The sequence below is a fragment of the Arsenicicoccus cauae genome, from assembly GCF_009707125.1.
Taxonomy (GTDB): domain Bacteria; phylum Actinomycetota; class Actinomycetes; order Actinomycetales; family Dermatophilaceae; genus Arsenicicoccus; species Arsenicicoccus cauae.
The window spans coordinates 111,998-124,988 of sequence record NZ_WLVL01000016.1 but is presented as its reverse complement, the minus strand read 5'-3'; the positions used below and the strand labels follow the sequence as shown (position 1 = coordinate 124,988).

General features: G+C 73.6%; 16 protein-coding genes. 13 read left to right on the top strand and 3 right to left on the bottom strand.

Annotated elements, in window-relative coordinates; all coding sequences use genetic code 11:
- The first annotated feature begins 15 nt into the window (after nt 1-15).
- From GGG17_RS03345 to GGG17_RS03305, 9 genes are read left to right on the top strand one after another with little or no spacing between them, the layout of a single operon-like run.
- Nucleotides 16-519, top strand: a complete 504-nt coding sequence (locus GGG17_RS03345) for a heme-binding beta-barrel domain-containing protein (protein WP_288798550.1) — start codon at nt 16-18, stop codon at nt 517-519.
- Nucleotides 516-1,094 carry a Fur family transcriptional regulator gene (locus tag GGG17_RS03340; protein ID WP_154592356.1) on the top strand — a complete coding sequence of 193 codons (579 nt, stop codon included), beginning with the start codon at nt 516-518 and terminating at the stop codon, nt 1,092-1,094. The genes GGG17_RS03345 and GGG17_RS03340 overlap by 4 nt, the downstream gene beginning before the upstream one ends.
- The gene (ygfZ, locus tag GGG17_RS03335) at nt 1,066-2,109 is read left to right on the top strand and encodes a CAF17-like 4Fe-4S cluster assembly/insertion protein YgfZ (protein ID WP_154592355.1); all 1,044 of its coding nucleotides are present in this window, start codon (nt 1,066-1,068) and stop codon (nt 2,107-2,109) included. The genes GGG17_RS03340 and ygfZ overlap by 29 nt, the downstream gene beginning before the upstream one ends.
- Nucleotides 2,110-2,155: 46 nt before the next feature.
- Nucleotides 2,156-2,980, top strand: a complete 825-nt coding sequence (locus tag GGG17_RS03330) for a beta-keto acid cleavage family enzyme (RefSeq protein WP_154592354.1) — start codon at nt 2,156-2,158, stop codon at nt 2,978-2,980.
- A 53-nt stretch (nt 2,981-3,033) separates the two neighbouring features.
- Entirely contained in the window at nt 3,034-3,540 is a 507-nt protein-coding gene (locus GGG17_RS03325; protein ID WP_154592353.1) for a helix-turn-helix domain-containing protein, read from the top strand.
- On the top strand, nt 3,537-4,475 hold the full coding sequence (locus GGG17_RS03320) for a hypothetical protein (RefSeq protein ID WP_154592352.1): 939 nt from the start codon (nt 3,537-3,539) through the stop codon (nt 4,473-4,475). Before GGG17_RS03325 ends, GGG17_RS03320 begins: the two co-directional genes overlap by 4 nt.
- Nucleotides 4,476-4,526: 51 nt before the next feature.
- Nucleotides 4,527-4,952, top strand: a complete 426-nt coding sequence (gene dtd / locus GGG17_RS03315; protein ID WP_288798553.1) for a D-aminoacyl-tRNA deacylase — start codon at nt 4,527-4,529, stop codon at nt 4,950-4,952.
- Nucleotides 4,953-4,969: 17 nt separating this feature from the next.
- Nucleotides 4,970-5,287 carry a DUF2516 family protein gene (locus GGG17_RS03310; RefSeq protein ID WP_195849095.1) on the top strand — a complete coding sequence of 106 codons (318 nt, stop codon included), beginning with the start codon at nt 4,970-4,972 and terminating at the stop codon, nt 5,285-5,287.
- Nucleotides 5,281-6,099 (top strand): alpha/beta fold hydrolase, encoded by an 819-nt coding sequence (locus tag GGG17_RS03305; protein WP_154592351.1) that lies wholly within the window; start codon nt 5,281-5,283, stop codon nt 6,097-6,099. The genes GGG17_RS03310 and GGG17_RS03305 overlap by 7 nt, the downstream gene beginning before the upstream one ends.
- A 33-nt stretch (nt 6,100-6,132) precedes the next feature.
- On the opposite strand, the gene GGG17_RS03300 is transcribed toward GGG17_RS03305, so the two are convergent.
- Nucleotides 6,133-7,326 (bottom strand): MFS transporter, encoded by a 1,194-nt coding sequence (locus GGG17_RS03300; protein ID WP_154592350.1) that lies wholly within the window; start codon nt 7,324-7,326, stop codon nt 6,133-6,135.
- A 92-nt stretch (nt 7,327-7,418) separates the two neighbouring features.
- Between GGG17_RS03300 and GGG17_RS03295 the strand changes: the two genes are divergently transcribed.
- Nucleotides 7,419-8,498 carry a LacI family DNA-binding transcriptional regulator gene (locus tag GGG17_RS03295; protein WP_154592349.1) on the top strand — a complete coding sequence of 360 codons (1,080 nt, stop codon included), beginning with the start codon at nt 7,419-7,421 and terminating at the stop codon, nt 8,496-8,498.
- 60 nt (nt 8,499-8,558) lie between these two features.
- Here GGG17_RS03295 and GGG17_RS03290 read toward each other — a convergent pair whose 3' ends face one another.
- Nucleotides 8,559-9,359, bottom strand: coding sequence for a class I SAM-dependent methyltransferase (locus tag GGG17_RS03290; protein WP_311966387.1), 801 nt, complete (start codon nt 9,357-9,359; stop codon nt 8,559-8,561).
- A 149-nt stretch (nt 9,360-9,508) separates the two neighbouring features.
- On the opposite strand from GGG17_RS03290, the gene mshA reads away from it, so the two are divergent.
- Genes mshA through GGG17_RS03275 form a run of 3 tightly spaced genes read left to right on the top strand, consistent with a single transcriptional unit; the run spans nt 9,509 to nt 12,081 of the window.
- On the top strand, nt 9,509-10,759 hold the full coding sequence (gene mshA, locus GGG17_RS03285; protein WP_154592348.1) for a D-inositol-3-phosphate glycosyltransferase: 1,251 nt from the start codon (nt 9,509-9,511) through the stop codon (nt 10,757-10,759).
- A complete protein-coding gene (locus GGG17_RS03280; RefSeq protein WP_311966386.1) occupies nt 10,756-11,328 on the top strand; it encodes a type III secretion system chaperone family protein in 573 nt (190 codons plus the stop codon). The genes mshA and GGG17_RS03280 overlap by 4 nt, the downstream gene beginning before the upstream one ends.
- 9 nt (nt 11,329-11,337) lie before the next feature.
- Nucleotides 11,338-12,081: a phosphoglyceromutase gene (locus GGG17_RS03275; protein ID WP_154592347.1), complete on the top strand. Its 744-nt coding sequence runs from the start codon at nt 11,338-11,340 to the stop codon at nt 12,079-12,081.
- A gap of 89 nt (nt 12,082-12,170) precedes the next feature.
- On the opposite strand, the gene phoU is transcribed toward GGG17_RS03275, so the two are convergent.
- The gene (gene phoU, locus GGG17_RS03270) at nt 12,171-12,857 is read right to left on the bottom strand and encodes a phosphate signaling complex protein PhoU (RefSeq protein WP_154592346.1); all 687 of its coding nucleotides are present in this window, start codon (nt 12,855-12,857) and stop codon (nt 12,171-12,173) included.
- Between the last annotated feature and the right edge of the window lie 134 nt (nt 12,858-12,991).

Genomic DNA, 12,991 nt, shown 5'->3' with positions numbered 1-12,991 from the left:
GGTAGAGTCAGCGTCGTGCCTTTCGAGATCCCCACCGACCTGCCCTCCGAGCTGCTGCCCCTCGCCTGGATGATCGGACGGTGGGAGGGCGTCGGCCTGTTCTCCTACCCGACGATCGAGGACGGCCGCTTCGGTCAGGAGCTCGAGATCCGTCATGACGGGCGCCCCTTCCTGGAGTGGCACTCGCACACCTGGGAGATCGACGACCAGGGGCACAAGGTCCGCCCCCGCGCCACCGAGCTCGGTTTCCTGCGTCCGGTGGGTGAGGAGTCCAAGGAGTGCGAGCTGCTCCTGGCGCACAGCACGGGCATCGTGGAGATGTACTACGGCACCGTCGAGCCCGCCCGCCTCATCATGAAGACCGACGGCGTCATGCGGTCGCCGCACGCCAAGGACTACTCCGCCGGGTCCCGGATGTACGGCTACGTCAACGGCGAGCTCTTCTGGGCGATGGACATGGCGGCGGAGGGCCACCCGCTGCAGACCCACCTGTCGGCCCAGCTCAAGAGGGTCTCTTGACCCCGTCCCCGCATGACCCAGTCGACCCCGCCGACCCGGCCGTCGGCACCGGCACGTCCGGCACGTCCGGCACGTCCGGCACGTCCGGCAGCACCGAGCCGGACGTCGACGCGATCTTTCGCAACCACGGCCTGCGCGTCACGTCGCAGCGCCGGCGGGTCCTCGCCGCGATCGGCCGGCTGCAGCACACGACGCCGGACCAGCTGTCGCGCGAGGTCGACGCCGACGGCGGGGACGACCTGCCCCTGTCGACGATCTACCGCAACCTCGACACGCTCACGGAGCTGGGCGTCGTCGCAGCGACCCGGCTGACCGAGGGCGCCCCGACATACCACCTCGTCCAGCACGCCACGCACCTCCACCTCGTGTGCAACAGGTGCGGGGCCATCACCGAGGCGCCGCTCGCGGTGGCCGACGAGCTGGCCGAGGCGGTCTACGACCGCGACGGCTTCGTGGCCGACCTGCGGCACCTGCCTGTGCGCGGCTGGTGCGCGCGTTGCGCACCGGGCCGCACCGAGATTCCCGACCGGGGAGGACCCGAGGACCATGACCACACCCACCAGCACCGGGCCTGACGCCTACCGCTCCCCGCTGCTCGACCGCCCCGGTGCCGTCGCCGGGGACCGCGAGGACGCTGGCGTGCCGGCCCACCACGGGGACCCCTTGCGCGAGCAGCGGCTGCTCGTCGAGGGGCTCGCGGCGGTGGACCTGTCCCACCGCGGCGTCGTGACGGTCACCGGACCCGACCGGCTCACCTGGCTGCACTCCATCACCACCCAGCACGTCGCCGCGCTGGCCCCGCGCACCTCGGTCGAGGACCTGGTCCTCAGCCCCAAGGGGCATGTCGAGCACGCCCTGCACGTGGTCGACGACGGCGAGACCACGTGGATCACGGTCGAGCCCGGCACCGCCCCGGCCCTGGTCGCCTGGCTGCGGTCGATGCAGTTCATGCTGAGGGTGCAGGTGGACGACGTCACCGACGACCACGCCGTGGTCGGCGAGCCCATCCGCAGCGAGGGTGCCGAGGGCGAGTCGCCGACCTGGTGCGACCCCTGGCCGCTGATGGGGCCGGACACCGCGCCGTACGGCCCGGTCGACGGCCATCCCGGCGAGCAGCGCGCCTGGCGCGAGGTGATCGTGCCCCGGGGGGAGCTCGTGGCACGTATGTCGGACCGCCCGCTCGCGGGGACCTGGGCCGTCGAGGCGCTGCGCGTCGCGGCGTGGCGACCACGGCTCGGCTTCGAGACCGACCACCGCACGATCGCCCACGAGCTCGACTGGCTGCGCACCGCCGTGCACCTGCACAAGGGCTGCTACCGCGGGCAGGAGACGGTGGCGCGGGTGCACAACCTCGGCCGACCGCCACGTCGCCTCGCGTTCGTGCACCTGGACGGCTCGGGGCACGTGCTCCCCGAGCGGGACGCCCCCGTCGAGGTCGACGGCCGCCCCGTCGGACGGCTGACCTCCGTGGCACGGCACCACGAGGACGGGCCCATCGGCCTGGTGGTCCTCAAGCGGAGTACCCCGACCGAGGCTGACCTCACCATCTCCGGCATCAGCGCGTCTCAGCAGGAGATCGTGCCGCGCTGACCGCCCTGGACCGCAAGATCCTACGGGCGTATGCCACGATGGGGGCATGTCAGCGTCGACGCTCATCACCGTGGCCACCACCGGGGCCGAGTCCAGCAAGGCCGACGTCCCGACCCTGCCGACCACCCTGGACGAGCTGGTCGAGACGGCCCGTCGCTGCGAGGCGGCGGGGGCGCGGTTGATCCATGTGCACGTCCGGGACGAGCGGCACGAGCCGACGCTCGACCTGGGTCGCCTGACCGAGACGGTGGCCGCCCTGCGCGAGGCCACGGACCTGGTCGTGCAGCTGTCGACCGGGGGCGCCATCACCGACTCCTTCGAGTCACGCCTCGCCGTCCTCGACGCCCGACCCGACTCCTGCTCGCTGACCTGCGGCACCACCAACTTCGGCGACGGCATGTTCCTCAACCCCCATCCCTTCATGCGCGACCTCTACGTCAAGGCGCAGGAGCTCGGGGTGGTCCCGGAGTTCGAGCTGTTCGACCTCGGGCACGTCCACGCGCTGCGCCGGTTGATCGACGAGTGCGGGCTGCCCCACGGCGGCGCGGTCCACTGCGACTTCGTGCTGGGCGTGCCCGGGGCCGCCCCGGCTACCCCCCAGGCCCTCCTCGCGGGCGTGGCGGCACTGCCCCCCGAGACGACCTCGTGGTCCGCCACGGGCATCGGGCGCGGGCACCTGCCCGTCCTGGCGACGGCGCTCGCGGCCGGGGGCCACCTGCGGGTCGGGATGGAGGACAACCTGCTGCTCGCGCGCGGGGTCAAGGTCGACCACAACGTCCAGCTCGTGGAGCGCGCCGCCCGGATGGCCGAGCTGATGCAGCGACCCGCCATGACGGCGGACGAGGCGCGCGCCCTGCTGCGCATGACCTGACTCACCGCTTGCTGGAGTTGCCTCGCGCTTGCAACTGCAAGCATACTGATGTCATGGCACGGCTACCCGTCTCGCGGATCCACGTCACGGATCTCGGTGCCTACCTGCGTGAGCAGCGGGAGGCGGCCCAGCTCAGCCTCCGCCAGCTGTCCGAGCTCGCCGGGGTGAGCAACCCCTACCTCTCCCAGATCGAGCGCGGCCTGCGCCACCCCTCTGCGGAGATCCTCAACGCCCTCGCCAAGGGGCTCCAGATCTCGGCGGAGTCGTTGTACGTCCGGGCCGGGTTCCTCGACGGAGGCGCCGCCGCGGAGGACGACGGCCCCGCCACCGGCCGGCGCCCCGGGACCCCCTCGGTCGTCGAGGCCATCACGGCCGACCCGTCGCTGAGCGCGCGCCAGCGCCGCACCCTCGTCGACCTCTACCGCCAGCTCGCCGAGGCCTCGGGGGAGGCCGGCCCGGGCGGGGTCGATGACGCCGACGCCGACGCCGCCGACCAGCCGTCCGCCACCCCACCAGCCAGAGCCCACGCCACGACCCGACGCACGAGGAGCACCCGATGAGCCCGTCCCGCAAGAAGCCCGCAGCAGCACCGGTCTACGCCGCCGTCGGAGCCGCCGACCTGGCGATCGAGCAGCTCAAGAAGACGCTGGCCCAGGTCGAGGCCCTGGCCGACCAGGTGCGCAAGGACCTGGAGGACCGCGTCGCCAAGGCCGGGGCGGACGCCCAGGAGGCCGCCGCCCGCGCCGGCAGGGCCGCCCACGACGCCCCGGAGCAGGCCCTCAACCAGGGGCTGACCGTGGCCGGCCTGGCCTCGCACGCGTACGACGAGATGGCCCGCCGCGGCCGTCGCGTCGTCGGTCAGGGTGTCCAGGACATCCGCGAGGACCGGCGTGTCAAGGAGGCCGCGGCGCGGGCCGGGTCCACCGTCAAGGTGGCCACCGAGACGGCCGCCACGGTCATGGGCTACGCAGACAAGGCGATGGGCCGCAAGGACAGCGCCGCCGTCACCGTCAGGGGCACGGTCGTCGAGGGCGAGCAGCCCGAGACCGCCCCCGCCAAGAACGTCCGCGCTGCCGCCGCTGCCGCCGCGGCCGGCAAGGACAAGGAGGCGCCCGCGACCCCGCGCCGGCGCACGACGCGTCGGGCCACGACCGTCAAGGACGTCACCCCGGACGACGTGGCGGAGGCCACGGCCACGTCGGCGACCTCGTCGACCGGCTCGCCCAAGGCGTCCCCCAAGCCCGCCTCGAGGCGCCCCTCCCGCGCCTCGGTGACCACCAAGGCGGCCGCCGGCGAGGCCGGCACCGGCACGACGTCCGCTCGCACGTCGCCCTCCACGACGGCGCGCAAGGCCTCGACGCGTCCCTCCCGCAAGGCCGCCGACCCCGTCGCGGCGTCCTCGGGCAACGCCGCCGCCACCGAGACCGCACCGGCCACGGGCACGACGACCTCCGCGCCGGTGCAGGCGTCCGTCGACGAGGCCGCCCAGGCCTGACGTCGCGTCGCCGGCATCCCCGACCCCACCCCACCTCGAGGAGTCCCCTGCGTGCGTGCCGTCGTCTCCCGCGTGACCGCCGCCAGCGTCGTCGTCGAGGGCGAGGTCGTCGGCCAGATCACCGAGCCGGGTCTGCTCGTCCTGCTGGGCATGACCCACGACGACGGGCCCGACCAGGTCGCCGCCATGGCGCGCAAGCTCACCGAGCTGCGGATCCTGCGCGACGAGCGGTCGGTCCTCGAGGTGGGGGCGCCGGTGCTGATGGTCAGCCAGTTCACCCTGTACGCCGACCTGCGCAAGGGCAGGCGACCGTCCTGGAGCGCGGCGGCGCCGGGGTCCGTGGCGGAGCCCGTCTTCGACCAGGTGGTGGACGCCGTGCGGGCCACCGGCGTTGCCGTCGAGACCGGCAGGTTCGGCGCCATGATGGACGTCGCGTCCGTCAACGACGGCCCGTTCACGGTGATCGTGGACGTCTGAGCCGTAGGCTCTGTCACGTGGACCAGCTGACCTTCTCCTTCCAGGGCCTGGTGGCCACCCTGCTGCAGCTCGCGGCCGTCGTCGCAGGCGTGGTGGGGTGCATCCAGGTCGCGACCACGCGTCCCGACGCGTTCCCGGCCGCGAGCAAGCTCTCCAAGGGGGCCTGGTTGGCGATCCTGGTGGTCTCGACGCTGGTCGCCGGCGCCTTCGGCGTGCTGCACCTGCTCGGCCTGGTCGCCGCGGTCGCCGTCATCGTCTACTGGGTCGACGTCCGTCCCGCCCTGCAGCGGGTCCAGGGCCGGGGACGCCAGGACGGACCCTACGGCCCGTGGTGACCCCCGTCGGCCGCCTGGAGCAGGTGGCCGGCCCGGCCGGTCCGCTCGACCTGCTGACCGTGGGTCGGGGGCAGCCCTCGACGATCTTCGCGCACGGCGCCGGCTCCTCCATCGAGACGACGCGGCCCTTCGCTTCGGGGGTGCGCGGGGCGCGCACCTTCTTCCACTTCCGGGGGCACGGCCGGTCCGTCGTGCCCGACCTGCCCTGGTCGTATGCCGACCTGGCCGCCGAGCTGCGGGCCGTCGCCGACCACGTGGGTGCCACGCGCGCCCTGGGGGTCAGCCTGGGCGCGGGTGCCTTGCTGAGGCTGCTGTGCGAGGACCCCGGCCGCTTCGAGCGGGTGGTGCTCGTGCTGCCCGCCGGTCTCGACCGGGCACGTCGCGGCCCGGGCGTCGACGAGCTGCAGCGGCTGGGTCGCCGCATCGCCGAGGGGGACCGCGCGGCGGCCGTGGAGCTCTACCGCGGTGACGGCGGGGCGGGGTCGGCGGCGCGGGGCGACGCCGCGGACGCGTGGGCGGAGCAGATGGCCGACCAGGTGGTCGCGGGCCACCTCAGCGCGTTCGGGATCGGCCGGGCGCTGACGACCCTCCCCGGCCAGGTGCCCGTCCCGGACGTGTCCTTGCTGGAGCACGTGCGCGTCCCGGTGCTCGTGCTGGGCCAGGAGGAGGACGTCATCCACCCGGCCTCGGTCTCCCGACGGCTGGGCGGGCTGCTGCCGGCGGCGGAGGTGGAGGTGCTGCCACCGGGCGGGCTGCTCTGGGCGCACCGCGGCCGGGTGCGCACCCTCGTCAGCACCTTCCTCGACGCGTGATCGTCCTGGCGGCGGCGAGACGGCGGGCCGCGGTCAGGCGCGCTGCTCGCGCGTGGCGGGCGCCAGCAGCAGGGCGATGACAGCCAGCCCACCGACCAGCAGCAGCGAGTGCAGGACGCCGACGTGGTTGCCGAGGAATCCCAGGAACGGCGGCCCTGCCAGGAACGCGAGGTAGCCGATGGTCGAGACGACGCTCACCCGCACCGCGGCCCGACGAGGGTCGTCGCTGGCGGCCGACATACCGACCGGGAAGCCGAGGCTCGCACCGATGCCCCAGACGGCGGCGCCGACGTAGGCGAGGACGGGACCGCCGAAGACGACCAGCAGGGAGCCGATCGCGGCCAGCACGAACAGCACCCGCAGCACCGGGACGCGGCCGTAGCGGTCCAGCGCCGAGGTGCCGATCAGGCGGCCGACCGTCATGGCGGTGAGGAAGGTCGCGAAGCCGAGGATCCCGGCCCACTGCGGCAGGTGGTAGCCCTCGACGAGCGCGACGGACACCCAGTCGTTGGCGGTGCCCTCGGTCATGGCGGCGACCAGCACGACGACGCCGATGAGCAGGGTGCGGGGCTCGCGCCAGGCGGAGCGGCTCTGCGGGCCTGCGTGCTCCTCGGCGGCGTCGGCGTCGGACGCCTCGACGTCGCGGGGGAGGAAGCCGCGGACGGCGAGCCAGCCGAGCACGGGCCACAGCAGCGCCACGCCGGTGAGGTGGGCCCAGACCGGCACGTGCGCCCAGGCGAGGCCGGCTGCCACGAGCGCCATGACGACCGTCCCCCCGCTGAAGGCCGCGTGGAACCACGGCATGATCGCGCGTCCGAGGTGCTGCTCGACCGCGGCGCCCTCGATGTTCATCGAGACGTCCCACGTGCCGATGCCGAGGCCGACGAGGAAGAGTCCGGCGCCGGCGACGAGCGGGGAGTGGGTGACGTCGGTACCCACGCCGAGGATCACCAGGCCGACGCAGAACGCGGCGAGTCCGGACAGGACGGTGCGCATCGCCCCGACGCGGGCCGTGATGCTGCCGGCGGCGGGCAGGCCGAGCAGCGAGCCCGCCGACACGCACATCAGCAGCGCCCCGAGCTGGGCGGGCTCGAGCCCGAGAGAGGTCTTGATGGAGGGGATCCGCGACGCCCACGTGGCGTAGCCCATGCCGTTGACGGCGAACACCGCCACCACGGCCCACACGGCCTGCCGGACGCGGTCGGGTGACAAGGTCGTGGTGGTCATCGCGGGTCCTCCGGGATCGCTCGGGGTTCGGTATGTCATCGCCCCGGCGTTGTCGAAACGATTCGATCGAATCGATTCGATAGTATGCCGACATGGGTCGTCAAGGTCAATCCACGACGCGCACGCCGCACCGCAGACCCACCCTGCGCGAGGTCGCCGACGAGGCAGGCGTCTCGATCTCGACTGCCTCCCTGGTCTACAGCGGCAAGCAGGGCGTGTCGCCCGCGACCGCCGAGCGGGTGCGGGCGGCCGCCGAGACCCTGGGGTATGCCGGGCCCGACCCGCTCGCCTCGTCGCTGCGTCACGGGCGGTCCGGCGTGGTCGGGGTGCACGTCGAGGGTGCGCTCGGCTATGCCTTCCAGGACCCCTACGCCGTCTCCGTCCTCGACGGGCTCGGGCAGGTCCTCGACGAGCTCGGGATGGGCATGCTGCTCGTGCCGGAGCCCCCCGGTGGGGCGGAGCACGCGGCCCGGCTGGTGGCCGGACAGGCCCTCGACGCCCTCGTCTTCGCCCTGTGCGGCCCGACCACGTCGGCGCTGGTCGACCAGGTGGCGGCCCGCGGGATCCCGATGCTCGGCACCGGCGCCCCCGTCGACGAGCGCGTCGTGCAGCTGCGGATCGACGACCGGGCCGCGACCGGCGAGCTCGTGGACCACCTGCGCCGCCTCGGTCACGAGCGGATCGCCATGCTGGCCATGCCCCTCGGCCCCGGGGCACCGGCGGGGCCGGTCACCGTCGCCGACGTCGACGCGGCCACCTACCCGGACGCGCGGGACCGGGCGCTCGCGTTCGTCGACCGGCTGGGCCCGGACCTCCCGATGGTGCAGTCGGCCGGCCTGTCCATCGACGGCGGTGCGCAGGCCGCCGCCCTGCTGCTCGACGCGGTCCCCCGACCCACGGCGGTGGTGGCTCAGTCCGACCTGCTGGCGGCGGGGGTGATCCGGGCCGCCACCGACCGCGGGCTGTCGGTGCCCGACGACCTCAGCGTCGTGGGGTTCGACGGCATCGAGCTGCCGTGGTTCGAAGGGAGGCTGACGACGGTCGAGCAGGACGGGCGGGGCAAGGGGCGTCGGCTCGGCGACATGCTCCGGCGGCTGCTCGACGGCGAGGTGGTGCCCGACGAGGAGCACCCGACGCGCCTGCGTCTCGGCACCACGACCTGCCCGAGGTAGCCACGTCGGACCGCCCTGGCACCTCAGGCGGCCCTGACGACCCGAGGCGGGGTGTCGAGGTCAGGCGGACCCGGTCGGGGCGACCGCGGACCAGGCCACGGTCAGCTCGCCCAGCCGCCACCTGGCGGGCCCGTCGAGCACCGGCCACCCCGCGTCACGCAGCCCACGTGCGACCGCCACGAACCGTTGCCGCGCGCCGTAGCTCGCCAGCGGCGCCTGCCGCGCCCACTCCATGTCGACCGCGCAGAGCCAGTCGTGCACCCGCTCGCCGGGGACGTTGCGGTGGATCAGCGACTTGGGCAGGCGCTCGGCCACGACGCCCGGCCGGGCCAGCCCCCGCAGGTGCCACGAGCAGGTCAGCGACAGCGGGCCCGTGCGGTCGAGGGCGACCCAGGACGCGAGCCGCCCGATCTCGTCGCACGTCCCGTCCACCAGCAGGCCGTCGGGCGCGAGGCGCGAGCACAGCCGCGCCCAGGCCGCCGGGACCTCCTCCTCGGAGTACTGCCGCAGCACGTTGAACGCCCGCACCACGGTGGCGGACTCACCGTCCAGAGGAACCTCGAACCCGCCCAGGCGGAAGCGCAGCCCCGGCCTCTCGAGAGGTCGCCCCAGCTCCACCCGGGACGGCTCGATCTCGATGCCCACGACACGCACGTCCGGTCGCACGGCCGCCAGGCGCGCGTGCAGCTCGACCGCGGTGACGGGGGAGGCGCCATACCCGAGGTCCACCGCGATCGGCGACGACTCGGCTGATCGCAGCCGCCAGGCCTGCGGGCCTGCGAGCCAGCGGTCGCAGCGGCGCAGCCGGTTGGGGTTGGTCGTCCCGCGCGTCACGGTGCCGATGGGGGAGGTGCGGGCCACCGGCCCAGCCTAGGTCGCGCACCGTGCCCTGGGCCTCCCCGGGCGCCGAGGCGCACGGGGAATGCCGCCCGGCACGTGCCGGTTGTCGCGAGCAGGGCCGCCGAGGTCGCCCTCTGCACCCACGACCCGTCGTCACCCACGGAGGTCCCATGCCCGGGCTGCACCGCGTCGCGATGCTGAGCGTCCACACGTCCCCGCTCGCCACGCCCGGCCGGGGTGACGCCGGCGGCATGAACGTCTACGTCGCCGAGACCGCCCGCCGGCTCGCCCGACGGGGCATCGAGGTCGACGTGTTCACCCGCGCCACGTCCGGTCGGCAGGCCCCGACGGTGCCGCTCGACGACGGCGTCACGGTCCGGCACGTGACGGCCGGCCCCTTCGAGGGCCTCGGCAAGATGGACCTCCCGGGCCAGCTGTGCGCCTTCGCGGCCGGGGTGATGCGCACCGAGGCGATGAGCCCGGAGGGGCACTACGACCTGGTCCACTCGCACTACTGGCTCTCCGGCCAGGTCGGCTGGCTGGCCGCCGACCGCTGGCAGGTGCCTCTCGTCCACTCCATGCACACGATGGCCAAGGTCAAGAATCTCCAGCTGGCGCAAGGGGACTCGCCCGAGCCTGCCGGCCGGGAGATCGGCGAGGAGCAGGTGGTCGCCGCGGCGGACCACCTGGTCGCCAACACCGACATCGAGCGCCGCGAGCTGATCGAGCTGTATGCCGCCCCGCCCGACCGGGTGGCCGTCGTCCCCCCAGGCGTGGACCTCGAGGTCTTCCACCCCGGTGACCAGGGCGAGGCACGTGCTCGGCTGGAGCTGCCCGCCGACGTGGTGCTGCTGCTCTTCGTCGGACGGATCCAGCCGCTCAAGGCCCCCGACGTCCTGGTCCGCGCCGCCGCGGAGCTGCTCGCCCGCCGCCCCGAGCTGCGGCCACGGCTGCGGGTCGCCGTCCTCGGGGGTGACAGCGGGGGCGGGTACGGCGACCCGGACTTCCTGCGACGCCTGGCCGCCGAGCTGGGCGTCGGCGACCAGATGATCTGGCACCAGCAGAGCACCCGCACCGAGCTCGCCGACTGGTTCCGGGCGGCCGACGTGGTGGCCGTCCCGTCCTACAACGAGTCCTTCGGCCTGGTGGCCGTCGAGGCGCTGGCGTGCGGAGCGCCCGTGGCCGCCACGCGCGTCGGTGGCCTGCCGACGGCGGTGGGGGAGGCCGGCGTGCTCGTCGATGGTCACGACCCTCGTGCCTGGGCCGACGCCGTCGCGTCCCTGCTCGACCACGGCGACCTCCCCGGCCTACGGGCCCGCGCCGCCCGGCACGCCGAGGCGTTCTCCTGGGAGGCGACCACGGACCGGCTGGTCGGCGTCTACCAGGACGTCCTTGCCCGACGCCGTAGCCTGGCCTCGTGACCGACGACGCGCACCCGACCCAGACCGACCGGACCAGCACCGAGGCGGTCCTCGCCGCGGTCGAGGCCTTCGTCAGCGAGCAGGGCCTCGACTGGGAGCGGGGAGCGCGCGAGGGTGAGGTCGTGGTCACCCTGCCCGGCGAGCACAAGCTCAAGACCGTGCTGTCGCTGCTGGTGCGCGAGCGCGGCCTGTCCGGCAACGCGTTCGTGATCCGCAACGCCGACGAGGCCCACGAGCGGTTCTACCGCACCCTGCTGCGACGCAACCTGCGCATGGCGGGCGTGGCCTACGCCATCGACGCCTCGGGCGACGTCTACGTCACCTCGCACGTCCCGCTCGTGGGGGTCGACGACGCCTACCTCGACCAGCTGCTCGGCACGGTCCTCGAGGCGGCGGACGAGCCCTTCGACGAGCTGCTGCAGATCGGTTTCCTCACCTCGATGCGCAAGGAGTGGGCGTGGCGGGTGTCGCGGGGCGAGTCCACCCGCAACCTCGACGCCTTCCGCCACATCCTGGACACCGGTCCGCAGGACGAGGCACCGGGTGAGGGGCGGGGGCACGAGGGATAGGGTCGCACCATGACCTACACCCTCATCCTGCTTCGCCACGGCGAGAGCGAGTGGAACGCCAAGAACCTCTTCACCGGCTGGGTCGACGTGCAGCTGTCCGACAAGGGCCGGGCCGAGGCCGCGGCTGGCGGGCGCCAGCTCAAGGACGCGGACCTGCTGCCGGAGATCGTGCACACGTCGCTGCTGCGACGGGCGATCAGCACGGCCAACGCCGCCCTCGACGAGTGCGACCGGCACTGGATCCCGGTCAAGCGGTCCTGGCGCCTCAACGAGCGTCACTACGGCGACCTGCAGGGCAAGGACAAGAAGCAGACCAAGGAGCAGTACGGCGAGGAGCAGTTCATGCTGTGGCGCCGCTCCTACGACACCCCGCCGCCGGAGATCGCCGACGACAACGAGTTCAGCCAGGCCGGGGACCCGCGCTACGCCGACCTCGGCGACGCGATGCCCAAGACCGAGTGCCTCAAGGACGTCGTCGCCCGGATGATCCCCTACTGGGAGTCCGACATCGTCCCGGACCTCAAGGACGGCAAGACCGTGCTGGTCGCGGCCCACGGCAACTCGCTGCGCGCCCTGGTCAAGCACCTCGACGGGATCAGCGACGACGACATCGCCGGCCTCAACATCCCGACCGGCATGCCGCTCGTCTACCGCCTGGACGACTCGCTCGCGCCGACCGTGGCCGGTGGTGAGTACCTCGACCCGGAGGCCGCCAAGGCGGCCGCGGAGGCCGTGGCCAACCAGGGCAAGTGACCTGCTGACCGCTCAGGCCGTATGCCGCGAGAGGCCCGCCCCCGTCCGGGGTGCGGGCCTCTCGCCGTGCCGGCGGGTGCTCGGTCGGCTCAGTCGTCGTCGCCCGGGTCGATGCCGGGGATCTCGGCGCCGTCCTGCGCCCACTCGCCGGTGACGAGGTAGATGACGCGACGCGACACCGACACCGCGTGGTCGGCGAACCGCTCGTAGTAGCGCCCGACGAGGGTCACGTCCACGGCGGCCTGGATCCCGGCGTCCCAGTGGCCACCGAGCAGGTGCTCGAACACCTGGCGGTGCAGGGCGTCCATCTCGTCGTCCTGCGTCTCCAGCGCAACGGCGGCCGAGACGTCCTTGCCGGCGATGATCGAGCCGGCCTGGGCGACGATCTTCTCCGCGGCGTGGCCCATCTCCGTGATGGTGGCGCGCAGGGTGGGCGGGATGGTGGAGTCGGGGTAGCGCAGCCGGGCGACCTTGGCGATGTGTCGGGCGAGGTCGCCCATCCGCTCGAGGTCGGCGCTCATGCGCATGGCGGTGACGACCATGCGCAGGTCGGTGGCGACGGGCTGCTGACGGGCGAGCAGGTCGATCGCGGTGTCGTCGAGCTCGCGGCGCATCTGGTCGATGGCCTCGTCCGCCTCGATGACGGACTCGGCGAGGGTGAGGTCGGCGTCGAGGAGGGCGGTGGTGGCCCGGCTCACCGCCGAGCCGGTGAGGCGGGACATCTCGACGAGCTTGTCTGAGATCTGGTCGAGCTCCTCATGGAACGCGTCGCGCATGGATTCCTCTCACAGCGGTGCAGGACGTCGGCAGTCGAGGTCGGCTGCCCAACGAGATCGTAGGTGCAGGCGCGCAGGTGTGTCCCAGGTTCACGCCTCGGCGAGCGTCCCAGGGCTGCGTTAACGAGCCAAGG

What these genes read in the sequence shown, in the direction of transcription:
- GGG17_RS03300 (WP_154592350.1), bottom strand. Translation starts at nt 7,326, where the DNA reads ATGACCACCACGACCTTGTCACCCGACCGCGTCCGGCAGGCCGTGTGG.
- GGG17_RS03275 (WP_154592347.1), top strand. Translation starts at nt 11,338, where the DNA reads ATGACCTACACCCTCATCCTGCTTCGCCACGGCGAGAGCGAGTGGAAC.
- mshA (WP_154592348.1), top strand. Translation starts at nt 9,509, where the DNA reads ATGCCCGGGCTGCACCGCGTCGCGATGCTGAGCGTCCACACGTCCCCG.
- phoU (WP_154592346.1), bottom strand. Translation starts at nt 12,857, where the DNA reads ATGCGCGACGCGTTCCATGAGGAGCTCGACCAGATCTCAGACAAGCTC.
- GGG17_RS03320 (WP_154592352.1), top strand. Translation starts at nt 3,537, where the DNA reads ATGAGCCCGTCCCGCAAGAAGCCCGCAGCAGCACCGGTCTACGCCGCC.
- GGG17_RS03295 (WP_154592349.1), top strand. Translation starts at nt 7,419, where the DNA reads ATGGGTCGTCAAGGTCAATCCACGACGCGCACGCCGCACCGCAGACCC.
- GGG17_RS03325 (WP_154592353.1), top strand. Translation starts at nt 3,034, where the DNA reads ATGGCACGGCTACCCGTCTCGCGGATCCACGTCACGGATCTCGGTGCC.
- GGG17_RS03330 (WP_154592354.1), top strand. Translation starts at nt 2,156, where the DNA reads ATGTCAGCGTCGACGCTCATCACCGTGGCCACCACCGGGGCCGAGTCC.
- ygfZ (WP_154592355.1), top strand. Translation starts at nt 1,066, where the DNA reads ATGACCACACCCACCAGCACCGGGCCTGACGCCTACCGCTCCCCGCTG.